The sequence below is a fragment of the Streptococcus sp. 11-4097 genome, from assembly GCF_018215285.2.
GTDB lineage: Bacteria > Bacillota > Bacilli > Lactobacillales > Streptococcaceae > Streptococcus.
The window spans coordinates 706,916-733,071 of record NZ_CP185262.1; the positions used below are offsets into that span (position 1 = coordinate 706,916).

Annotated in this window: 7 protein-coding genes; 6 read left to right on the plus strand and 1 reads right to left on the minus strand. The window is 39.7% G+C overall.

Features of this window, described 5'->3' with window-relative positions; genetic code table 11:
- Positions 1–218 precede the first annotated feature (218 nt).
- Both KB197_RS03715 and KB197_RS03720 read left to right on the plus strand, forming a co-directional pair.
- Positions 219–10,160, plus strand: a complete 9,942-nt coding sequence (locus KB197_RS03715) for a mucin-binding protein (RefSeq protein ID WP_421127853.1) — start codon at positions 219–221, stop codon at positions 10,158–10,160.
- Positions 10,161–10,283: 123 nt separating this feature from the next.
- The gene (locus tag KB197_RS03720; protein ID WP_421127855.1) at positions 10,284–14,111 is read left to right on the plus strand and encodes a mucin-binding protein; all 3,828 of its coding nucleotides are present in this window, start codon (positions 10,284–10,286) and stop codon (positions 14,109–14,111) included.
- Positions 14,112–14,233: 122 nt separating this feature from the next.
- Here the strand turns inward: KB197_RS03720 and KB197_RS03725 are convergent, their stop codons facing one another.
- Positions 14,234–14,782 (minus strand): NADPH-dependent FMN reductase, encoded by a 549-nt coding sequence (locus KB197_RS03725; protein ID WP_033689136.1) that lies wholly within the window; start codon positions 14,780–14,782, stop codon positions 14,234–14,236.
- Positions 14,783–15,036: 254 nt separating this feature from the next.
- Here KB197_RS03725 and KB197_RS03730 point away from each other — a divergent pair, with 254 nt between their 5' ends.
- From KB197_RS03730 to KB197_RS03745, 4 genes are all read left to right on the plus strand, one after another.
- Positions 15,037–15,525, plus strand: coding sequence for a DUF5590 domain-containing protein (locus KB197_RS03730; protein ID WP_192856286.1), 489 nt, complete (start codon positions 15,037–15,039; stop codon positions 15,523–15,525).
- Complete coding sequence (locus KB197_RS03735) at positions 15,522–16,700, plus strand: pyridoxal phosphate-dependent aminotransferase (RefSeq protein ID WP_064275846.1); 1,179 nt, start codon at positions 15,522–15,524, stop codon at positions 16,698–16,700. Before KB197_RS03730 ends, KB197_RS03735 begins: the two co-directional genes overlap by 4 nt.
- A gap of 22 nt (positions 16,701–16,722) precedes the next feature.
- Entirely contained in the window at positions 16,723–18,066 is a 1,344-nt protein-coding gene (asnS, locus tag KB197_RS03740) for an asparagine--tRNA ligase (protein WP_033677725.1), read from the plus strand.
- A gap of 291 nt (positions 18,067–18,357) precedes the next feature.
- A complete protein-coding gene (locus tag KB197_RS03745) occupies positions 18,358–26,043 on the plus strand; it encodes a mucin-binding protein (RefSeq protein WP_421127857.1) in 7,686 nt (2,561 codons plus the stop codon).
- Positions 26,044–26,156 lie beyond the last annotated feature (113 nt).

A 26,156-nucleotide genomic window follows, 5' to 3' on the forward strand; every position in this document is an offset into this window, starting at 1 on the left:
ATATATATTTTCCTCCTTAATTTATTATATCACATTTTTGTTTTAATATAACAAAAAAACTAGAATCAAAAAAACGTTCTGATAATTCAAAAAAAAATAGAATATAATAAAGGGCTTTCATAGACAGAAATACGATATAGTAATTACTTGGATAATATTGATTTATATATCAAATAGTTGTACATTAGGAATTATAAAATACTATCTAGGAGTTTAAAATGAAGTATTCACATAAGAAATCATTTGACTGGTATAGCATGCAACAACGATACTCTATTCGTAAGTATCACTTTGGTGCGGCTAGTGTCTTGCTTGGGACAGCCTTAGTCTTGGGAACTGCCGCTAATGCGCAAGCAGTACAAGCGAAGGAACAACATCCAGAAGCAACTAATAGTGTTTCTGTTGATAAGGTAGAAGAAACTACTAAACCAGCAGAAGTTTCTACACCTAAAAAAGAAACAACCTACGCAGCTCCAACTGTTGCCATCCCAGTAGAAGTAACTCCAGCTAAATCTGATGAAGCTAAAGCGCCAGCAGAAAAAGTTGAAGAGGCAAAAGATAAAAAAGAAGAAGTAACACAGCAAGATGCTGTTGACAAGTCAAAATTGTTAACAGCTCTTTCGCGTGCTGAAAAATTGGAGCTTAAGTTATACACTGAAGAAAGTGTGAAACGTCTTCAATCTAGTCTTCAATCTGCTCAAGTATTACTAAACAGAGCAAAGGTGACAGAATCAGAATTATCTCAAGCAGAGTCTGAACTTCAAGCTGCAGTTATTGCTTTGGAACTTAGAGGGGCGACTACGACTAAAGTTACTGATAAAACTGAAGTAGTGAACAAAATTGAATCTGCCGAAAAGAAAAATGCAGAATCAAAAGTAGCTGAACAAACTTCTGAAGTAGATAAAGAGTCAGTAGAAAAAGATAAAACTGCCTTAAAACCTGTAAAGGGACTTCGAGTTGAAGATGCAAAGGCAAATATAAAAGGCGGATGGAATATTCCGTTAGATCAAGAAGCGAGCTTGAGATTAAAGAGTGCTATTGAGGCTCATGCAGCACAAGGTAGTTCACGTCGTCGGAAACGTGCTATCGGAGATTTGGATTATACCTTCAAGAAAGTTATGACACCAGTTAATCCAGGTTTCTACGCAGATGCCAAGAGTGTTGATGAGTTAACAGTTAACCCAGACTATATAAATGAAACAGTTGTTAATGTTTGGTATAAAGATTTAGGTTATATCAATTTAGTCGACAAAGATGGACATTACATCAATGCAAATGGTGAGGTAGTCGAGAATAAAGAAGATGCTATTCGTCGACAATATAGAAACGATTTTAATGACACAACAAGAGCAGATGTTACTGAAATTCCTCAAGCACCAGTTGGTTGGAAAATTAGTGACAACCAATCTATTCACGGATATGATGCAGAAACAAAAACTATTGATCCAAACGATGATAATGATTTAGATGCTGTTGGTAAAGATTCTAATGTAGTCATTGAAAAAGAAAATCAAAAAGCTATCATCCGTTATGTAAGTACTAACGGTAACAGCGTTCTCACAACAGATGAAGTGACAGGTAAGTCAGGTGAAGCCATTGCCTACAGCACAACAAGTCAAATTAATGAATTCAAGAAACAAGGCTATAAACTTGTTAGCGATGAATTCACATCAGGTGGTGCGAAGGTTTATGACTACGATACAGCACGTGACCAAGTCTACACTGTAACCCTTTCAGAACGTGTTGAACCAGTTAACCCAGATAACCCAACTCCACAACCAAACACCCCAGTCAATCCAGGACAACCAGATAGCCCACGTTGGCCAGGAACAGTTGAAAACTTGGACAACAAGGAAAGTGTTAGCCGTACCATCCATTACGTTTACGAAGATGGAAGTAAGGCTAAGGATGATGTAGTTGAAACACTGAACTTCAAACGTTGGAGCAATGTCAACTTGGTAACAGGTCATATCGACTTCCAAGACTGGACAACCAATGATGATACGTTTGATAAAGTGGTATCTCCAAGCATCGCCGGTTACACAGCGGATAAATCAGAAATTCCAGCTGTAAGTGGAGTGAAGGCTAAAGACCAAGACCGTGTTGAAACAGTTACTTACCGTAAGGATGCCCAAAAAGCTGTTATCCGTTATGTAAGCACTAACGGTAACCGTGTTCTCACAACAGATGAAGTGACAGGTAAGTCAGGTGAGGCCATTGCCTACAGCACAACAAGTCAAATTAATGAATTCAAGAAACAAGGTTACAAGCTTGTCAGCGATGAATTCACAGCAGGTGGTGCGAAGGTTTATGACTATGATACAGCACGTGACCAAGTCTACACTGTAACCCTTTCAGAACGTGTTGAACCAGTTAACCCAGATAACCCAACTCCACAACCAAACACCCCAGTCAATCCAGGACAACCAGATAGCCCACGTTGGCCAGCTACTGTCCATGATTTGGATAACAAGGAAAGTGTTAGCCGTACCATCCATTATGTTTACGAAGATGGAAGCAAGGCTAAGGATGATGTAGTTGAAACACTGAACTTCAAACGTTGGAGTCGTATTAACTTAGTGACTGGTCAAATTTTCTTCCAAGACTGGGCAACTAATGATGATACGTTTGATAAAGTGGTATCTCCAAGCATCGCCGGTTACACAGCGGATAAATCAGAAATTCCAGCTGTAAGTGGAGTGAAGGCTAAAGACCAAGACCGTGTTGAAACAGTTACTTACCGTAAGGATGCCCAAAAAGCTGTTATCCGTTATGTAAGCACTAACGGTAACCGTGTTCTCACAACAGATGAAGTGACAGGTAAGTCAGGTGAGGCCATTGCCTACAGCACAACAAGTCAAATCAATGAATTCAAGAAACAAGGTTACAAGCTTGTTAGCGATGAATTCACAGCAGGTGGTACGAAGGTTTATGACTACGATACAGCACGTGACCAAGTCTACACTGTAACCCTTTCAGAACGTGTCGAACCGGTTAACCCAGATAACCCAACTCCACAACCAAACACCCCAGTTAATCCAGGACAACCAGATAGCCCACGTTGGCCAGGAACCGTTGAAAACTTGGATAACAAGGAAAGTGTTAGCCGTACCATCCATTATGTTTACGAAGATGGAAGTAAAGCTAAGGATGATGTGGTTGAAACACTGAACTTCAAACGTTGGAGCAATGTCAACTTGGTAACAGGTCATATTGACTTCCAAGACTGGACAACTAATGATGATACGTTTGATAAAGTGGTCTCTCCAACCATCGCAGGTTACACAGCGGATAAATCAGAAATCCCAGCTGTAAGTGGAGTTCAAGCGAAAGACCAAGACCGTGTTGAAACAGTTACTTATCGTAAGGATGCTCAAAAAGCTGTTATCCGTTATGTAAGCACTAACGGTAACCGCGTTCTCACAACAGATGAAGTGACAGGTAAGTCAGGTGAAGCCATTGCCTACAGCACAACAAGTCAAATTAATGAATTCAAGAAACAAGGCTATAAGCTTGTTAGCGATGAATTCACAGCGGGTGGTGCGAAGGTTTATGACTACGATACAGCACGTGACCAAGTCTACACTGTAACCCTTTCAGAGCGTGTTGAACCAGTTAACCCAGATAACCCAACTCCACAACCAAACACACCAGTTAATCCAGGACAACCAGATAGCCCACGTTGGCCAGGAACCGTTGAAAACTTGGATAACAAGGAAAGTGTTAGCCGTACCATCCATTATGTTTACGAAGATGGAAGTAAAGCTAAGGATGATGTGGTTGAAACACTGAACTTCAAACGTTGGAGCAATGTCAACTTGGTAACAGGTCATATTGACTTCCAAGACTGGACAACTAATGATGATACGTTTGATAAAGTGGTCTCTCCAACCATCGCAGGTTACACAGCGGATAAATCAGAAATCCCAGCTGTAAGTGGAGTTCAAGCGAAAGACCAAGACCGTGTTGAAACAGTTACTTACCGTAAGGATGCTCAAAAAGCTATCATCCGTTATGTAAGTACTAACGGTAACAGCGTTCTCACAACAGATGAAGTGACAGGTAAGTCAGGTGAAGCCATTGCCTACAGCACAACAAGTCAAATTAATGAATTCAAGAAACAAGGCTATAAACTTGTTAGCGATGAATTCACATCAGGTGGTGCGAAGGTTTATGACTACGATACAGCACGTGACCAAGTCTACACTGTAACCCTTTCAGAGCGTGTTGAACCAGTTAACCCAGATAACCCAACTCCACAACCAAACACACCAGTTAATCCAGGACAACCAGATAGCCCACGTTGGCCAGGAACCGTTGAAAACTTGGATAACAAGGAAAGTGTTAGCCGTACCATCCATTATGTTTACGAAGATGGAAGTAAAGCTAAGGATGATGTGGTTGAAACACTGAACTTCAAACGTTGGAGCAATGTCAACTTGGTAACAGGTCATATTGACTTCCAAGACTGGACAACTAATGATGATACGTTTGATAAAGTGGTCTCTCCAACCATCGCAGGTTACACAGCGGATAAATCAGAAATCCCAGCTGTAAGTGGAGTTCAAGCGAAAGACCAAGACCGTGTTGAAACAGTTACTTACCGTAAGGATGCTCAAAAAGCTATTATCCGTTATGTAAGCACTAACGGTAACCGTGTTCTCACAACAGATGAAGTGACAGGTAAGTCAGGTGAAGCCATTGCCTACAGCACAACAAGTCAAATCACAGAATTCAAGAAACAAGGCTATAAGCTTGTTAGCGATGAATTCACAGCGGGTGGTGCGAAGGTTTATGACTACGATACAGCACGTGACCAAGTCTACACTGTAACCCTTTCAGAGCGTGTTGAACCAGTTAACCCAGATAACCCAACTCCACAACCAAACACACCAGTTAATCCAGGACAACCAGATAGCCCACGTTGGCCAGGAACAGTTGAAAACTTGGACAACAAGGAAAGTGTTAGCCGTACCATCCATTACGTTTACGAAGATGGAAGTAAGGCTAAGGATGATGTAGTTGAAACACTGAACTTCAAACGTTGGAGTCGTATTAACTTAGTGACTGGTCAAATTTTCTTCCAAGACTGGGCAACTAATGATGATACGTTTGATAAAGTGGTATCTCCAAGCATCGCCGGTTACACAGCGGATAAATCAGAAATTCCAGCTGTAAGTGGAGTGAAGGCTAAAGACCAAGACCGTGTTGAAACAGTTACTTACCGTAAGGATGCCCAAAAAGCTGTTATCCGTTATGTAAGCACTAACGGTAACCGTGTTCTCACAACAGATGAAGTGACAGGTAAGTCAGGTGAGGCCATTGCCTACAGCACAACAAGTCAAATCAATGAATTCAAGAAACAAGGTTACAAGCTTGTTAGCGATGAATTCACAGCAGGTGGTACGAAGGTTTATGACTACGATACAGCACGTGACCAAGTCTACACTGTAACCCTTTCAGAACGTGTCGAACCGGTTAACCCAGATAACCCAACTCCACAACCAAACACCCCAGTTAATCCAGGACAACCAGATAGCCCACGTTGGCCAGGAACCGTTGAAAACTTGGATAACAAGGAAAGTGTTAGCCGTACCATCCATTATGTTTACGAAGATGGAAGTAAAGCTAAGGATGATGTGGTTGAAACACTGAACTTCAAACGTTGGAGCAATGTCAACTTGGTAACAGGTCATATTGACTTCCAAGACTGGACAACTAATGATGATACGTTTGATAAAGTGGTCTCTCCAACCATCGCAGGTTACACAGCGGATAAATCAGAAATCCCAGCTGTAAGTGGAGTTCAAGCGAAAGACCAAGACCGTGTTGAAACAGTTACTTATCGTAAGGATGCTCAAAAAGCTGTTATCCGTTATGTAAGCACTAACGGTAACCGCGTTCTCACAACAGATGAAGTGACAGGTAAGTCAGGTGAAGCCATTGCCTACAGCACAACAAGTCAAATTAATGAATTCAAGAAACAAGGCTATAAGCTTGTTAGCGATGAATTCACAGCGGGTGGTGCGAAGGTTTATGACTACGATACAGCACGTGACCAAGTCTACACTGTAACCCTTTCAGAGCGTGTTGAACCAGTTAACCCAGATAACCCAACTCCACAACCAAACACACCAGTTAATCCAGGACAACCAGATAGCCCACGTTGGCCAGGAACCGTTGAAAACTTGGATAACAAGGAAAGTGTTAGCCGTACCATCCATTATGTTTACGAAGATGGAAGTAAAGCTAAGGATGATGTGGTTGAAACACTGAACTTCAAACGTTGGAGCAATGTCAACTTGGTAACAGGTCATATTGACTTCCAAGACTGGACAACTAATGATGATACGTTTGATAAAGTGGTCTCTCCAACCATCGCAGGTTACACAGCGGATAAATCAGAAATCCCAGCTGTAAGTGGAGTTCAAGCGAAAGACCAAGACCGTGTTGAAACAGTTACTTACCGTAAGGATGCTCAAAAAGCTATTATCCGTTATGTAAGCACTAACGGTAACCGTGTTCTCACAACAGATGAAGTGACAGGTAAGTCAGGTGAAGCCATTGCCTACAGCACAACAAGTCAAATCAATGAATTCAAGAAACAAGGTTACAAGCTTGTTAGCGATGAATTCACAGCAGGTGGTACGAAGGTTTATGACTACGATACAGCACGTGACCAAGTCTACACTGTAACCCTTTCAGAACGTGTCGAACCGGTTAACCCAGATAACCCAACTCCACAACCAAACACCCCAGTCAATCCAGGACAACCAGATAGCCCACGTTGGCCAGGAACCGTTGAAAACTTGGATAACAAGGAAAGTGTTAGCCGTACCATCCATTATGTTTACGAAGATGGAAGTAAAGCTAAGGATGATGTGGTTGAAACACTGAACTTCAAACGTTGGAGCAATGTCAACTTGGTAACAGGTCATATTGACTTCCAAGACTGGACAACTAATGATGATACGTTTGATAAAGTGGTCTCTCCAACCATCGCAGGTTACACAGCGGATAAATCAGAAATCCCAGCTGTAAGTGGAGTTCAAGCGAAAGACCAAGACCGTGTTGAAACAGTTACTTACCGTAAGGATGCTCAAAAAGCTATTATCCGTTATGTAAGCACTAACGGTAACCGTGTTCTCACAACAGATGAAGTGACAGGTAAGTCAGGTGAAGCCATTGCCTACAGCACAACAAGTCAAATCACAGAATTCAAGAAACAAGGCTATAAGCTTGTTAGCGATGAATTCACAGCGGGTGGTGCGAAGGTTTATGACTACGATACAGCACGTGACCAAGTCTACACTGTAACCCTTTCAGAGCGTGTTGAACCGGTTAACCCAGATAACCCAACTCCACAACCAAACACCCCAGTCAATCCAGGACAACCAGATAGCCCACGTTGGCCAGGAACAGTTGAAAACTTGGACAACAAGGAAAGTGTTAGCCGTACCATCCATTACGTTTACGAAGATGGAAGTAAGGCTAAGGATGATGTAGTTGAAACACTGAACTTCAAACGTTGGAGCAATGTCAACTTGGTAACAGGTCATATCGACTTCCAAGACTGGACAACCAATGATGATACGTTTGATAAAGTGGTATCACCAACCATCGCCGGTTACACAGCGGATAAATCAGAAATTCCAGCTGTAAGTGGAGTGAAGGCTAAAGACCAAGACCGTGTTGAAACAGTTACTTATCGTAAGGATGCTCAAAAAGCTGTTATCCGTTATGTAAGCACTAACGGTAACCGCGTTCTCACAACAGATGAAGTGACAGGTAAGTCAGGTGAAGCCATTGCCTACAGCACAACAAGTCAAATCACAGAATTCAAGAAACAAGGCTATAAACTTGTTAGCGATGAATTCACATCAGGTGGTGCGAAGGTTTATGACTACGATACAGCACGTGACCAAGTCTACACTGTAACCCTTTCAGAACGTGTTGAACGTGTAACACCGAAAGATCCTAAACCACAACCAAACACCCCAGTCAATCCAGGACAACCAAATACACCAAATTGGCCACGTACTGTCGAGAGAATGGAGAAATTGACTCAAACAATAAGCCGTCGTATTAACTTCCGTTACTCTAAAAATGGAAAAGCTGCATATGGAACTATTGATCAACATATCAGTTATGAACGAAATGCTCTTGTGAATTTGGTTTCTGGTGATATCAATTATGAACCATGGAAGATTACTGGTATTAAGAACCAAGATGTTGTGGCTCCAGTAGCATCTCAACCATCAGCTACAACTCCTACAGTAGCAAATAACAGTGTAACAAGGGTTGTAAGATCATCTAGTGTAAGACTAGCTTTAGCTCCACAAGTTAATAATTCTCAAGAGTCTCCAGTAGGTTTAACTGTGACAGAAAATGGTGAGCATTCTGTACTCCGTTCATCAAGAGGTAAACGTGCTACTGTTGCAGAACCAGATAGTTCGACTAATTCAGAAGCAGATTCATCCGTGAATGCAGTGTTCAAAGCTGTACGAACTCCTATTACACCAAAGTTCTATGCTACGGTAAATAAAGTAGGAACAATGGAGGTTAATCCAGATTCTCCTCAAGATACCGAAGTTAATGTTGACTTGAAAGAAATGGGACGTATTGTAGCAGTCAATAATAAAGGACAATATATCAATGAACAAGGAGAGGTTGTACAAAACATTGAAGATGCTCTCTATAAGTACTATGATAATGATCCAAACGATGCAACAAAAGCAGCGGAAACAAAAATTCCTGAGGCTCCAAAATTCCATGTATTAAATAATACGCAACCAACTGTTTGGGGATATAATATTGTTGACAAGACAATCGAACCAAATGATGAATCTGATCCTGATCGCATCGGAAAAGATACCTTTGTAACATATAACGAAATTATTGATTCAGTATCTAAGGAAACAGAGCAAACTGTAAGCTTTACTGGGGCAGGTTCTGCAACTCCTAAAGATAATGTGCAAAATGATTTTGTCTTCAAGGGATCATATAATGAAGCGACTAAAGAAACAACTTGGGAAAATAAGGACCATACCTATGGAACAGTTAAAGTACCAGTTGTGACAGGGTATTTCGCTAATAAAGCAGAAGCTGGTGGCAAGACAGTTACGCCAGATTTACCAAAAGCAACTGATACAGTTACATATAAAGTTTTGGGTAAAATCATTCCAGTAGATGCTTCTGGAAATGTAATTGTAAATGCTCCTCAACCACAATACATGAATGATGCAAATGATCCTCGTAAAGCTGGAGAAACAGCAGTACCTGAAATTGTAGGCTACAAACCAGAGCGTACAAGTGTTACACCTGAAAATCCAGGTGAAGATACAAAGGTAACTTACGTCAAGACAGAACAAGTTGCAGTTGTTCGTTACATAGATGTTGATAACAAGAATGAAGTCGTTCATACAGACAATATTACTGGTAAATCAGGAGAAAAGATTGCCTATACGACAGAAACTGTTTTGAAATCGTTGCTTGAAAAAGGGTACTTATTACAGGAAGATGGTTTCCCTGCAGATGCAACTTTTGATACAGATGAAACAAAAGTTCAAGAATATACAGTTCTATTGAAACATAAAATCACTGTTAAAAAAGATGCTCCAAAAGTTGTGGAAAGAACGATTCATTATGTATTTGCAGATGGTACAAAAGCAAGTGAAGATCATCATGAACAAGTAAGCTTTTCACGTATGCTGAGTATCGATAATGTAACAGGTAAGACTACAAGTACATCTTGGGTTTCTAAAGATGGAGTGACAAGTTTTGAAGAAGTGGTGTCTCCAACCATTGCAGGATACAAACCTGATCTTGCTAAAGTAGATTCGGTTCAAGGAATTACAGCAGAAACGGATAATCAAGTTGTAACTGTAACTTATAGAAATGTTCAACCAATTCCACAAGTTACCCCAACTCCAATTCCGACTCCAACCCCAACTCCACAAGTTACGCCAACTCCAGTTCCAACCTCTACCCCAGCTCCAAAAGTGCCATCAGCAGTTCCAACCTCTACCCCAGCTCCAAAAGAGGAGGAAAAAGAACTTCCAAAAACTGCGGGTCACTCTTCTGGTATGGCTCAAGTTCTAGGAGTACTTGGCCTATTTGCTGGATTCAGTTTAGTTGGAAAATCAAAACGAGATGAATAAAATCAAAACAAAACTCTAGACAACAAAATATTGGAAGTGTAGTGTTTTAGGGAGTGAGAATGTATGTCAATACAGCATCAATTCCACTCCCTTTTTTATCATAAAAAGTTAGAGAGAAAATATATGTATTCAAGAGTAAAACGGAATCAAATGAATAAGGTAAACAAGTATTCCATTAGAAAATCAAGTTTTGGTGCAGTATCTGTTGCTGTAGCTGCCTTGATGGTTTTTGGTACTTATTCAAATGTGAGTGCAGACGAACAAAAAGTAGATTCACATCGAACTGAAAAAGAAGAACAAAAAGTCTCTAAAAAATCAGATGTGACCAAGCAAAAACATTCAGAGGAAAAAATAGCAGAATTGCCTTTCGCTCTTCAAGCTCCAGTTTTGGAAAAAGAAGAATTAGATGTCAATGCCCTTCTAAATAAGGAAGCAGAATCTAAAGTAGCAGCTGAGACAAAAAATTCTGACTCAAAAGAATTCACTTCTAAAGAAATTAAGCCTAGTGAAGAAAAAACTACTTCACCTGCTTCAAGTGAAAAGGTAAAAGAAGAAAAATCAGTCGAAAAAACTACTCTTGATCAGGTTGTATCAGAAGCAGAAGTTTTAAATCAAGTCGCTTTACGTTATTCTCAGGAAGCAGAACGTAAAGCTGAAGAAAAAGCCCTGGTTCAAGAAGCTGTTAAGGCAGCTACCATTCAGATTTCACAATCAAAAGCCTTGTTGAAAGATTCATCTGTTAGTGCAGAAAATCTTAAGACTCAATTAAATCAACTGTATTCAGCTATCGAAACAGTGTATACTGAGTTACAACGTGCAGGATATGGCAAGAAAATTAGCGCTAGTCTATCGCCGACTCAAACACAAGATGTAGCTATCGATAATGGAAATATTATTGCCAGTGGTACAATTGATATGGCAGACCGTGTAACTTCAACAGGTATTGCTGATTATCGCTTCCAATTAAAATTTAAAAATGGTGCCTATCATAAGGGGGATATCTTTACAATTGGTTTGAAGGAATTGCCACAAGATAATAATCTTCCTCAAAAATTGGTTGCTGAAGGTAAAGTTTTTGCAGAACGAGTGAGTCTGGTTCAGAAAAATGATAATGCCAAAGCTGGAAGCCTTTCATATTGGGCTTCACGTGGAGATCGTGACGTTGCTCTGGACACAAAAGAATCATGGGATTTAGTTGACAAAGGAAGTCATATTGAAGCAACTTACAGATTCACTGATGAAATTGAACGCCTAGATGATGTTACTTTTGAACTTCAATACAGAGGTGGAATTCGTTATCCTCGAGTGAACGTGGATAAGTCTGTAACTGGTGTGATTTCAGTTAATGGTCAAAATGTAGTCACTAAGAATTACACTGTGATTAAAACAGATATAGGAGCACCTAAAGTTTATGATACACCAGCTACAGCTAACTTCACAGGTGATGTTATGTTGGATGATGATGGCAGTATCAAAACATATAACAGCACTCTTCGTATCGGAACATGGAAGTCAAACTTTAGTGCAGGAACCCGTTTCACTGTTCGTATCAATGATACAGAATTCAATAAGTTTGCTACTGTTGGTGAATTTATTGAGCGTGGTGCCCACAATGTCGAAATGATAAATACTAGCCCTGATACATCAAGAACAAGGGTAAATCGCCATAATGTTATCTTGGAAGCACCTCGTGAAGAGCCTGGTCAACATGCCAAATTCAAGATTCTTAAGGCAGCAGATAATGAATTAACCTTTGAATTGGTATCTGGAAAGATGTTGGCTGGAAGAACTTATGTATTACGTACAAAAGATTTTGGAGTTGATCGTGTTCCGACAAGTCACACAGTTAATTATCTGAATGAAGCTAGAAATGGTTTTAAATCGAATGTTCCAGGGACATTGACAGTGGTTGATGCCAAAGGTAAAAATCTTACAGACCAATACGAACAAGCTGCTGATTCTGACTGGAAAATTGCTAACCCAGATATGGTTAGAACAGATGGACGCCTTGTATATGGAGATGTAGCTGTTCGCTTCGTTGATACTCAAGGGAAAATGCTTCTTCCTGCCATTGCAGCGGTGGAAAATGGAGGTATCCTTCAAGACAAATTCACTACTGTAAGACCATCTACCAAAATTGATACTAGCTATGTAGCTACTTTGGAGAGAAATACAACTGAGACAGAAGTTCAAGAAAACAAAGGAATTCAAACAACATCTATCACAGCACCTTATTTATTGCATTCACCAAATGGTAAATATTATGTCTTCAAAGAGTATGCACAGAATGATCGTTTCTATAGCAATACGAAGACATCTGGTACGATTACACGAGCTCAAGCCAACGTGGTAGCTGTGTACGAAGAAGCTAAATTTGGTAAAGTTGATATTCAGTATCGTGATAAAACAAGTCAAGCTATTTTAGAAACATTCAATACACCACATGATAAGAGTTCAAATCTCATTAACTTGTTGGGAAATAACTATGATGTGACTGCTAAAGTTCCTGAACGTTTCGAAAAAGATGGTGTAGTATATGTCTTGTCACAAACACCTGCTAATAGTAAGGGACATTTGACACAGGCTGATATCCATGTTGTTTATGATTATGTTGCTCAACAAAAGGCGCATGTTAAATACCTTAATCAAACAGAAACAAGTCCTAAAGTTTTAGGAAATGTGGACAGTGTTGTTGGTCTTCCAGGTGAAACAATTGCTTATAATTCAAAAAATCGTATTAATCAATACCTAAAACAAGGATATGAATTAGTACATGATGGTTTTGCAAATGCTAATGATAAACGCTTTGACAGTGAAAAACAAACTGATCAAGTATTCTCAGTTCAATTAATCGAAAAAGTTGTTACTGTCACAGCAGATGATTCTAAACCAATTGCTGGAAATCCATTGGTGGCAGGAGATGCATTGACACCTGTTTGGCCTAAATCGGTTGAAAACTTAGATACACTGAGAAAAATGACCAAGCAGACGATTCACTACAAATATCAAAAAGATGGTAAACAAGCTTTCAAAGATGTAGTTCGATCTGTAGTTTTTGAAAGAGTGGCGAGAGTTAACCTCGTTACTGGTGTAATTATTTATGATAATTGGAAAATCACAAGAATTGATGATAAACCAGTAGCGTCAGTGGATACGACTGTTCATAAACCAAATGTCACTCCACAAGGAGTAACAACTATTGTAGCAACTCCTTCTAGTCTAGGTAATGGAATTTCTATCAAACCAGTTTTGACTGTTCCGAATCCAGTTGTTGCATCATCACCAATTGTTGCAAAACCCGTTGTACCGGTCAAACCAGTAACACCGGTTAAACCAGCAGTGTCAACTCCGGTTAAGCCAGCGCCTGTAGTTCAACCAAAACCAGTGATACCGGTCAAACCAGCAGCACCAGCACCGGTAACACCGGTTAAACCGGCAGTATCTACTCCAGCTACACCAACACCTGTAGTTCAACCAAAACCGGTAGCGACTACTGATTCAAAACCTAGCTTAACTCCAGCTGAAGCCTTGGCTTCAATTAAACCAACAGATTTTTCTTCACAAACATCTGTTAATAAGAAAACAGAGACAAAACCTGTTCCTGGTGGAGCGGCTACGACTACAACTACAACGACAACCACTGTTACCTCAAATGCAGCAACAGCGGGTCCAACAACACCGATTGTCACTATCACAACAAATGAAACCGAAACTCATTCAGAGGTGACAAGTGTCATTCATACAGGAAATACGAGCCATACTCATGTGGTCGGAGTTGTTACAAAACCAAATGTAATTGTTAGTCATCCAAAACCAAGTGTTCAGCCTAAACCGCATTTAACGAGACCTCATCATGGACCAGTACACCACGTTCCTTCACGTCCAGGTAAACAAGTTAAACCAATCAGAACTGGACCAGGAACTCGTGGTCATGCTAGAAGACATCGTTAAATTAAAAAAATGTCAATACTGATTTAACTAATAGGATAGTGTTAGATAGCACAAAAAAATGAGCAACTTTTAATTTAAAGTTGCTCATTTTGATATTAAAGACTTTTTAAACTATCTATTTTTTACTGAATTGCTGCGACCAAGTCTTGAGCTTGTTTCTCAAGTGAGTTTAGGACTGATTCTTCGAGAACCAATTTTCCATCTGCCCAAGCAGAGTCATTGACACGTGCAGCAGTGAAATCACCAACGACTTGTGTACGGATAAATGGCAAGAGGTCTTTGTAGATTGCGAAAAGTTGATCGTGACCTGCATTGGCTACAGATGATACGGTGACAAACTTGTCTTGAAGGGCAGAAGCGCCGCGTGTATCAGACAAGTCAAGGGCACGAGATAGCCAGTCGAGCAAGTTCTTCACTGTTCCAGGTATAGAGAAGTTGTAGACTGGAGAGAAGATCCAGATAGCATCCGCAGCGAGAACCGCTTCACGAGCAGCAGCTACAGCTGGATGAGTTGGTACTTCAAGATCTTGGCTAAAGAGGGGAAGGGCTGAATAATCGAGGTAACTAACTTCTGCTTTACCAGCAAGTGCTTTCTCAGCTTCGAGGGCCATTTGGTGGTTGAAAGAACCTTGGCGTAGTGATCCGACGATAAATAATACTTTTTTAGACATGATATGTCTCCTTTTTCTTAAATTTCCGAGAACTCTCTCGTTGTTATGAAATATATTACAACAATCCAAAACAACTTGCAAGAAATCTGCTCAGACTTTATTTGAAAATTATAAAATTACTGAAACTCTAGTCACTTGCGACTGGAAAAGTAAGAACTGTTTTTTGGATTCTGGTTTGCTTTGAAGGAAGAAATAAAGTGCGATTGTTCTTGCATTCACTTGTAATAAAGCCCAATAGATGGTAAAATAGACGAGTGAAAAAAAGACAAAATAAAGCAAAAAATAATCTACTGTGGCAGTATGGTCTAGGGATGACGATTTTGTTTGTGGTTATCAGTGCTTCCTTTCTGTATCTGGTTTCTCTCGGCATGAAACCCTATCAAACAGCTAAAAGTGAAGGAGAAAAATTAGCTCAGCAGTATGCAGGATTAGAGCAGGTTGATCAGGTTGATTTATACAATGGCTTGGAATCTTACTACAGCGTTCTTGGACGTAATAAACAGCAAGAAACGCTTGCTGTCCTGATTGGGAAAGATGACCATAAGATTTACGTTTATCAGCTAAATCAGGGTATTTCACAAGAAAAAGCAGAAGCTCTTTCTAAGGAAAAAGGAGCTGGCGAGATTGACAAGATTACCTTTGGCCGTTATCAAGACAAGCCAATCTGGGAAGTCAAGTCAGGCTCTGATTTTTATCTAGTAGATTTTGAAACAGGAGCATTGGTCAATAAGGAGGGCCTATGAAACTATCCAACCGTGTTTTAGAAATGGAAGAAAGTGTCACTTTAGCTAGTGATGCGAGAGCAAAAAAATTAAAAGCTCAAGGTAAGGATGTCCTTTTCTTGACCTTGGGACAACCAGATTTTCACACTCCTGAAAATATTCAGGATGCAGCAGTTAAAGCTATTCGAGAAGGACAGGCTTCCTTCTATACAGTAGCTTCAGGTCTACCAGAATTAAAAGCTGCGGTGAATACCTACTTCGAGCGCTACTATGGCTATTCTGTCGCAAGTAACGAGGTTACCTTTGCTACAGGTGCCAAGTTCTCCCTCTATACTTTCTTTATGGCTGTAATTAATCCTTTAGATGAGGTTATTATTCCAACTCCATACTGGGTTAGTTATGGAGATCAGGTCAAGATGGCAGAAGGGATTCCAGTCTTTGTTCAAGCTAAAGAAGACAATGATTTTAAAGTCACAGTGGATCAACTAGAACTAGTTAGGACAGATAAGACAAAGGTTTTGGTTCTCAATTCACCATCTAATCCGACAGGTATGATTTATACTCGTGAAGAATTACTAGCTATCGGAAATTGGGCAGTTGAGCATGACATTCTGATTTTAGCAGATGATATATACGGTCGCCTTGTTTATAATGGAAATGAATTTGTTCCAATCTCAAGTCTATCAGAAGCAATTCGTAAGCAAACCATTGTTATCAACGGTGTATCTAAGGCCTATGCCATGACGGGTTGGCGAGTTGGTTATGCGGTAGGTGATTCTGAAATCATTGCAGCTATGAGTAAATTGACGGGACAAACAACTTCAAATTTGACATCTGTTTCTCAATATGCGGCTATCGAAGCCTTAACAGGACCACAGGATTCTGTTGATACCATGCGTAAAGCTTTTGAGGAGCGTCTCAATACCATTTATCCGCTATTATGTGAGGTCCCTGGTTTTGAAGTCGTTAAGCCACAAGGAGCCTTCTATCTCTTTCCAAATGTCAAAAAAGCTATGGAGATGAAAGGTTATACGGATGTGACTGACTTTACAACAGCTATTCTTGAGGAAGTTGGTTTGGCACTCATAACAGGAGCAGGCTTTGGAGCACCAGAAAATGTGCGTCTCAGCTATGCGACAGACCTAGACACGCTTAAAGAAGCAGTTAAACGCTTGAAAGAATTTATGGAAAAATAAAAGAAAAAGAAAAGGAAAAATAATGACAAAACGTGTAACGATTATTGATGTAAAAGACTATGTTGGTCAAGAAGTGACGATTGGTGCTTGGGTTGCCAACAAATCAGGAAAAGGAAAAATCGCCTTCTTGCAATTGCGCGATGGAACAGCCTTCTTCCAAGGTGTGGCCTTTAAACCAAACTTTGTAGAAAAATTTGGTGAAGAAGTGGGGCTTGAGAAGTTTGATGTCATCAAACGCTTGAGCCAAGAAACTTCTGTTTATGTGACAGGTATTGTCAAAGAAGACGAACGTTCTAAGTTTGGCTATGAGTTGGACATTACAGACATCGAAGTGATCGGTGAATCTCAAGACTACCCAATCACACCAAAAGAACACGGAACAGACTTCTTGATGGACAACCGTCACTTGTGGCTCCGTTCTCGTAAGCAAGTAGCGGTGATGCAAATTCGTAACGCTATTATCTATGCAACTTATGAGTTCTTCGACAAGAACGGCTTCATGAAGTTTGATAGCCCAATCCTTTCAGGAAATGCGGCGGAAGATTCAACAGAACTCTTTGAAACTGACTACTTTGGAACGCCAGCTTACTTGAGTCAATCAGGTCAGCTTTACTTGGAGGCAGGTGCGATGGCTCTTGGTCGTGTCTTTGACTTTGGTCCAGTATTCCGTGCTGAAAAATCAAAAACACGTCGTCACTTAACTGAGTTCTGGATGATGGACGCAGAGTACTCCTACTTGACACACGATGAGTCACTTGACTTGCAAGAAGCTTATGTAAAAGCTCTTCTTCAAGGTGTTCTTGACCGTGCTCCTCAAGCCCTGGAAACATTGGAACGTGATACAGAACTCTTGAAACGCTACATTTCAGAGCCATTCAAACGTATCACTTACGATCAAGCCATTGACCTCTTGCAAGAACATGAAAATGATGAAGACGCTGACTACGAACATCTTGAGCATGGTGATGACTTTGGTTCACCACACGAAACTTGGATTTCAAACCACTTTGGTGTGCCAACATTTGTCATGAACTATCCAGCAGCCATCAAGGCATTTTACATGAAACCAGTTCCTGGAAATCCAGAGCGCGTGCTTTGTGCAGACTTGCTTGCTCCAGAAGGCTATGGAGAAATCATCGGTGGTTCTATGCGTGAGGAAGACTACGATGCCCTTGTCGCAAAAATGGATGAACTTGGCATGGATCGTACTGAGTATGAATTCTACCTTGACCTTCGTAAATACGGTACAGTTCCACACGGAGGATTTGGTATCGGTATCGAACGTATGGTAACCTTTGCAGCAGGAACAAAACACATCCGTGAAGCTATCCCATTCCCACGTATGTTGCACCGTATCAAACCGTAAATAAATATATAAAAGTAAAAGGTCAAATTGGCCTTTTATTTTTTATGATGAAATTACATAAAACATCGATTGATATATATATATATATATATATATATATATATAGAAAAATCCTCATATTTTGTACATAAACGTAGACAGTTTAGTTGAAATAATGTTATAATGTAAATTAGGGATTAAGTACCTAAGTGTAGCTGCTTTAATGTATAAATTAAGCTGGAAATGGAGGTGTTGTCTAAATACTTGGGTGTAGTTCCGCAATTAACATATATTTTAAAAAAAGGAGAAACTATGTATTCAAGAATGGAAAAATATCACGGCAGAAGAGCTCAGCGCTTTTCTATTCGTAAGTATAGCTTTGGTGCTGCTAGTGTTCTATTGGGAACTGCTCTTCTTTTAGGAGCAAACGCTGTTAAAGCTGATGAAACAAGTACTGCTTCTGCAAAAACTCCAGAAGTTACAAATTCTGATAAACAGAAATCTGATTCTGGTTCAACAACACCCGTTGTTGAAGAACTTCCAGAATTAAAGATTGATGCTGTAAAAGCAGATGAAAAACCTGAAGTTAAAGAAGAAGCTAAAACTGAAGCTAAACCTGTAGCAGAAAAAGAAGTTGCCGATAAAGCTGCAACAGAAAAATCTGATAAAGAGCAAGCTGACAAAAAAGAAGCAGATAAAGAAAAAACTAACAAAGAAACATCTGAAAAAGATACAACAGAAAAAGCACAAGATGAAGTGAAGACAGTTCTTACTCAATTGACTTCTGAAGCTGAAGTTATGGCCAAAGTAGCTTCAAACTTCTCAGATAAAGAAGTCAAAGATGAAGCGGCTAAAAAAGAACTTGCGGTTACAATCGAGGCAGTTAAACTTGAAGCAGCGAAGTCTAACGATTTGCTTTCATCTGATGCTTCTAAAGACCAAATGGTAGCTCAAGTGAATCGTCTTTCTGCTGCCATTGAAGCAGTTTATACGGAAATGAAACGTGCAGGCCATGCAGGTAAAGTTGAAGCAAGATTGGCGGAAACTCATACTGGTAAAGCTCTTATAAAAGAAGGAAAAGCTGTAGTAAACGTTCAAAACGCTTATATTACTATGAATGCTGATAATTCAGCACCAACGGCATGGGGAATAGAAATTTCATTTGACACGTCTAGAACTCAAAAGGGTGATACTACTAAAATTGAATTAAAGAATTTGGCAGGATTTGGTGATGCATTCAAGGCAGGAACACCAATAAAAGCCGCAGATGGTACAACGATAGGTGTGGTGAAATCTGCTGCCCAAAGTAATTCTACAGGTAACAAAGGTACAACAAGTCCATATTGGGCTCAGCGTATGAAAGATGGAATGACTTATGAAGAACGCCTTGCAGAGCAACCAGCTATTCCCAATGAAGTAGGAACTATTACTTATACAATAGAATGGAACGAAAAAGCTAGTAATTATCCGGTTACAACATATTCTGTTGAAAATTTAACAGGTAGTGGATATTATGCTCCTCAAATTTCTAAGGATACAGAATACACTGCAGAGATTAAGGTAGATGGCCAAAAAGTTCTGGAACATACTTATACACATAAAGCAACTAAGCCGAGTGTTCAGAAACAGTCGACTAGTGTCTCTTTGTTAACTGACAATGGTGTTAACTATAATGGTTCTTCACTTGTGAAAAAGAATGATGCTGTAGTTATTAATACAGATACTGATGTTCGCTACGGCAAAGGATCTAAATTTACAATTGATTTACCAAGTGATGAGTTCACTTATTTCCGTGAATTAGGAAATGGAAAGAATTCTATTAAGAGTTCAGAAGTGACATATAGGCCATCTAACCGTTGGTCAAATGTTCAAGCTAATAAAAATAATGTTTGGATTCTCCAAGATGGTCGAGATACAAGCTTTACATTAAAAGCTACATTGAAATCACCAACTCGATTGGAACTAGAAGTCATTGATGGTGTTATTCAAGAGGGTTCAACTGTCTCTATGGCTTTAGATAAGCTAGGGATTGAAAAAGTATTAACACCTCGTACCTTCTCAGATGATTTTTCAAAAATAAAATATGATGAATTAGGGCGAGTTGCTAAGGGAAGTACAGTTGGTAATGACAAAACTAGCGCAACTTTATCAGTTACAGGTGGGACTCCATTAAATGGTCAAACAGAAGAAATTGCTACTAAAGTTAACAATGGTTGGGAAGTTAGTGTTATACCGAATGGTTCAACCACTGTTGAAACCGGGGCAGTTACTTTAACTTTAAAAGATTTAGAAACTGGTAAAATTATTGGATACATACCGACAGAATATAATGGATATGCACCTCTTAAGGAAGATGGTACATATGAAACTAAAAATATTCTAGGTAAAAAATATGATGTTACGAATCAAATTCCAGATTTGGTTAAACCTATTGATGGGGCTGATTATATATTAGCTGAAATTCCTCCAAAAGGTCCTGCAGGAACTATTAATGTTAGTGATAAACGAATTCGTGATATTTATACTGCAGATGAAATTAATGCTGCAGGTTTGAATCCTAATGCTTATGTTAATAATGTTATTTATTCATACGTTAAGAAAACTAAGGCTGAAGAAGTCAATCGTACAATTAAGTATGTGTATGCAGACGATGTTAAAAATCTTGCAGGACAACAAGTATTTGAACCAACTAAACAGACAGTAAGTTACACAGGTACTGTCAAATTGAATTCTGATGGTAAAGCTGCAGTTGACTCTAATGATAAGCCTATTTACGTTAACTGGGTAGGTAACGGAGATACAAATCTGCCAGAAGTAACAGTCCCTCAAAAAGAAGGTTACATTGCAAGTGTAGAAAAAGTTCCTGCACAGGCTACAACTGCAACGGATGATGACTATGAAGTTATCGTTACTTACACACCAATCCAAAAAGCGAAAACGACCTTTGTTTACCAAGACAAAGATGGTAACGTTAAGCAAGTAGAAGGTAACACACCAATCTCTGAAACTGGAAGAGGTGGAGACGAACTTACTAAGGCTGAAGAGATCGCTGATCGAATCAAAGAAGCTGAAAACAAAGGATATGAACTAGTTTCTAATACGTATCCAACAGGAGGCGTCTTTGATAAAGATGTTGATACAGACCAAGAGTACACAGTAACACTTAAAGAACGTGTTGTACCAGTAACACCAGATCAACCAAAAACACCAGGGACACCTGTTGATCCAAACAACCCAGATGGACCTAAATACCCAGCTGGCTTGGAAGAAAAAGATCTAAACAAAACTGTTACACGTACAATTACTTATGTGTACGAAGATGGCACTCCAGTATTAAACGAAGATGGCACTCCAAAAACAGTAACACAAGAAGCTAAATTCACACGTGAAGCGAAAGTTAATTTAGTTACAGGAAAAGTTACATACGGAGATTGGACTCCAGCTCAAGACTTAGCTGAAGTTAAATCACCAGTAGTTAAAGGATACTTAGCTGACAAAGCAAGTGTTGCGGTGGTAAAAGTAACCGGTGATTCAGAAGATATCAAGGAAGTAGTAACCTACAAACCACTAGGTTCATGGGTACCAAACATTCCAGGTCAACCAACAGACCCAATCAAGTATCCAAATGATCCAACAGATCCAACAAAACCAGGACAACCAACAGAAGTAGTACCATACGTCCCAGGTTACACACCTAAGGATAAAGACGGTAATCCGTTGAAACCAGTAGATCCAAACGATCCAACTAAAGGATATGAAGTACCAAATCTTCCAACAGATCCAAGTCAAGATACACCAATCAACTATGTGAAGGATACACAAAAAGCTAAAACGACTTTCGTAGATGAAAAAGGAAATCCAATTCCAGGTGTTGATGCTATTACTGAAGAAGGTGACTCAGATACACCACTTACAAAAGAAGCTGAAGTAAAAGCTAAGATCAAAGAACTTGAAAACAAAGGATATGAATTAGTTTCTAATACATACCCAGAAGGTGGTAAGTTCGATAAAGATAAAGACACTGATCAAGAGTTCAAAGTAACTCTTAAGGAACGTGTTGTACCAGTTACACCAGATCAACCGAAAACTCCAGGAACTCCAGTGGATCCAAACAACCCAGACGGACCTAAATACCCAGCTGGCTTGGAAGAAAAAGATCTAAACAAAACAGTAACACGTACAATTACATATGTATACGAAGATGGAACTCCAGTATTAAACGAAGATGGCACTCCAAAAACAGTAACACAAGAAGCTAAATTCACACGTGAAGCGAAAGTTAATTTAGTTACAGGAAAAGTTACATACGGAGATTGGACTCCAGCTCAAGACTTAGCTGAAGTTAAATCACCAGTAGTTAAAGGATACTTAGCTGACAAAGCAAGTGTTGCGGTGGTAAAAGTAACCGGTGATTCAGAAGATATCAAGGAAGTAGTAACCTACAAACCACTAGGTTCATGGGTACCAAACATTCCAGGTCAACCAACAGACCCAATCAAGTATCCAAATGATCCAACAGATCCAACAAAACCAGGACAACCAACAGAAGTAGTACCATACGTCCCAGGTTACACACCTAAGGATAAAGACGGTAATCCGTTGAAACCAGTAGATCCAAACGATCCAACTAAAGGATATGAAGTACCAAATGTTCCAACTAACCCAGGTGAGGACACTCCAATCAACTACGTAGCGAACAAAGCTAACCTAGTAGTTAAATATGTAGATGAAAAAGGCAAAGACCTTCTTCCTGCAGAGACTACAGAAGGTAAAGTAGGCGATGAGTATGCTACAAGTGGAAAAGTTATCAAGGGTTATGTTCTTGTTCGTGTAGATGGAGAAGAGAAAGGTAAGATTGGTAAAGATGGTTCAACAGTAACTTATGTTTACAAACCACTTGGATCATGGGTACCAAACATCCCAGGACAACCAACAAATCCAATCAAGTATCCAAATGATCCAACAGATCCAACAAAACCAGGACAACCAACAGAAGTAGTACCATATGTGCCAGGATACACACCTAAGGATAAAGACGGTAATCCGTTGAAACCAGTAGATCCAAACGATCCAACTAAAGGATATGAAGTACCAAATCTTCCAACAGATCCAAGTCAAGATACACCAATCAACTATGTGAAGGATACACAAAAAGCTAAAACGACTTTCGTAGATGAAAAAGGAAATCCAATTCCAGGTGTTGATGCTATTACTGAAGAAGGTGACTCAGATACACCACTTACAAAAGAAGCTGAAGTAAAAGCTAAGATCAAAGAACTTGAAAACAAAGGATATGAATTAGTTTCTAATACATACCCAGAAGGTGGTAAGTTCGATAAAGATAAAGACACTGATCAAGAGTTCAAAGTAACTCTTAAGGAACGTGTTGTACCAGTTACACCAGATCAACCGAAAACTCCAGGAACTCCAGTGGATCCAAACAACCCAGACGGACCTAAATACCCAGCTGGCTTGGAAGAAAAAGATCTAAACAAAACAGTAACACGTACAATTACATATGTATACGAAGATGGAACTCCAGTATTAAACGAAGATGGCACTCCAAAAACAGTAACACAAGAAGCTAAATTCACACGTGAAGCGAAAGTTAATTTAGTTACAGGAAAAGTTACATACGGAGATTGGACTCCAGCTCAAGACTTAGCTGAAGTTAAATCACCAGTAGTTAAAGGATACTTAGCTGACAAAGCAAGTGTTGCGGTGGTAAAAGTAACCGGTGATTCAGAAGATATCAAGGAAGTAGTAACCTACAAACCACTAGGTTCATGGGTACCAAACATTCCAGGTCAACCAACAGACCCAATCAAGTATCCAAATGATCCAACAGATCCAACAAAACCAGGACAACCAACAGAAGTAGTACCATACGTCCCAGGTTACACACCTAAGGATAAAGACGGTAATCCGTTGAAACCAGTAGATCCAAACGATCCAACTAAAGGATATGAAGTACCAAATGTTCCAACTAACCCAGGTGAGGACACTCCAATCAACTACGTAGCGAACAAAGCTAACCTAGTAGTTAAATATGTAGATGAAAAAGGCAAAGACCTTCTTCCTGCAGAGACTACAGAAGGTAAAGTAGGCGATGAGTATGCTACAAGTGGAAAAGTTATCAAGGGTTATGTTCTTGTTCGTGTAGATGGAGAAGAGAAAGGTAAGATTGGTAAAGATGGTTCAACAGTAACTTATGTTTACAAACCACTTGGATCATGGGTACCAAACATCCCAGGACAACCAACAAATCCAATCAAGTATCCAAATGATCCAACAGATCCAACAAAACCAGGACAACCAACAGAAGTAGTACCATATGTGCCAGGATACACACCTAAGGATAAAGACGGTAATCCGTTGAAACCAGTAGATCCAAACGATCCAACTAAAGGATATGAAGTACCAAATCTTCCAACAGATCCAAGTCAAGATACACCAATCAACTATGTGAAGGATACACAAAAAGCTAAAACGACTTTCGTAGATGAAAAAGGAAATCCAATTCCAGGTGTTGATGCTATTACTGAAGAAGGTGACTCAGATACACCACTTACAAAAGAAGCTGAAGTAAAAGCTAAGATCAAAGAACTTGAAAACAAAGGATATGAATTAGTTTCTAATACATACCCAGAAGGTGGTAAGTTCGATAAAGATAAAGACACTGATCAAGAGTTCAAAGTAACTCTTAAGGAACGTGTTGTACCAGTTACACCAGATCAACCGAAAACTCCAGGAACTCCAGTGGATCCAAACAACCCAGACGGACCTAAATACCCAGCTGGCTTGGAAGAAAAAGATCTAAACAAAACAGTAACACGTACAATCACATACGTATACGAAGATGGAACTCCAGTATTAAACGAAGACGGCACTCCAAAAACAGTAACACAAGAAGCTAAATTCACACGTGAAGCTAAGGTCAACTTGGTAACAGGTGAAGTGACTTACGGTAACTGGACACCAGAACAAGACTTAGCTGAAGTTAAATCACCAGTAGTTAAGGGATTTGTAGCTGATAAAGCAACTGTAGCAACTACAAAAGTAACTGCAGACTCAGAAGATACTACAGAAGTAGTAACCTACAAACCACTTGGTTCATGGGTGCCAAACATCCCAGGACAACCAACAGACCCAATCAAGTATCCAAACGATCCAACAGATCCAACCAAACCAGGCAAGGATAAACCAGTTCTTCCATACGTCCCAGGCTACACACCTAAGGATAAAGATGGTAATCCGTTGAAACCAGTGGATCCAAACGATCCAACTAAAGGTTACGAAGTACCAAATGTACCAACTAACCCAGGTGAGGATACACCAATCAACTATGAAGCAAATAAAGCTAACCTAGTAGTTAAATATGTAGATGAAAAAGGCAAAGACCTTCTTCCTGCAGAAACTACAGAAGGTAAAGTAGGCGATGAGTACGCTACAAGTGGAAAAGTTATCAAGGGTTATGTGCTTGTTCGTGTAGATGGAGAAGCGAAAGGTAAGATTGGTAAAGATGGATCAACAGTAACTTATGTTTACAAACCACTTGGTTCATGGGTGCCAAATATCCCAGGTCAACCAACAGACCCAATCAAGTATCCAAACGATCCAACAGATCCAACCAAACCAGGTAACGACAAACCAGTTCTTCCATATGTCCCAGGCTACACACCTAAGGACAAGGACGGTAATCCGTTGAAACCAGTGGATCCAAACGATCCAACTAAAGGTTATGAAGTACCAAGTGTCCCAACTAACCCAGGTGAGGATACACCAATCAACTATGTTCCAAATCCTAGGGAAGTAGAAAAACCTGCTAAACCTGCTAAACCAGCTCAACCTTCTAAGCAAGAAACACCTCAATATGTTGAAGGTCAAAAAGAGTTGCCTAACACAGGTACAGAAGCTAACGCTAGTCTTGCAGCGCTCGGACTTCTTGGAGCACTAGGTGGATTTGGACTTCTTGCTCGCAAGAAAAAAGAAGATTAAATCTAATTAGATTTTCTAATAAGAATAAGGAGTTGGATGGAATATCCGCTCCTTTTTCTTATAGTTTGAAACTATAAGATAGCCTAGGAAAGAAGTGTTAGAGGGGATTAGCA

Excerpts from the sequence above, each read along its gene's own strand:
- KB197_RS03715 (WP_421127853.1), top strand. The coding sequence starts at position 219 with ATGAAGTATTCACATAAGAAATCATTTGACTGGTATAGCATGCAACAA.
- KB197_RS03720 (WP_421127855.1), top strand. The coding sequence starts at position 10,284 with ATGTATTCAAGAGTAAAACGGAATCAAATGAATAAGGTAAACAAGTAT.
- KB197_RS03725 (WP_033689136.1), bottom strand. The coding sequence starts at position 14,782 with ATGTCTAAAAAAGTATTATTTATCGTCGGATCACTACGCCAAGGTTCT.
- KB197_RS03735 (WP_064275846.1), top strand. The coding sequence starts at position 15,522 with ATGAAACTATCCAACCGTGTTTTAGAAATGGAAGAAAGTGTCACTTTA.
- asnS (WP_033677725.1), top strand. The coding sequence starts at position 16,723 with ATGACAAAACGTGTAACGATTATTGATGTAAAAGACTATGTTGGTCAA.
- KB197_RS03745 (WP_421127857.1), top strand. The coding sequence starts at position 18,358 with ATGTATTCAAGAATGGAAAAATATCACGGCAGAAGAGCTCAGCGCTTT.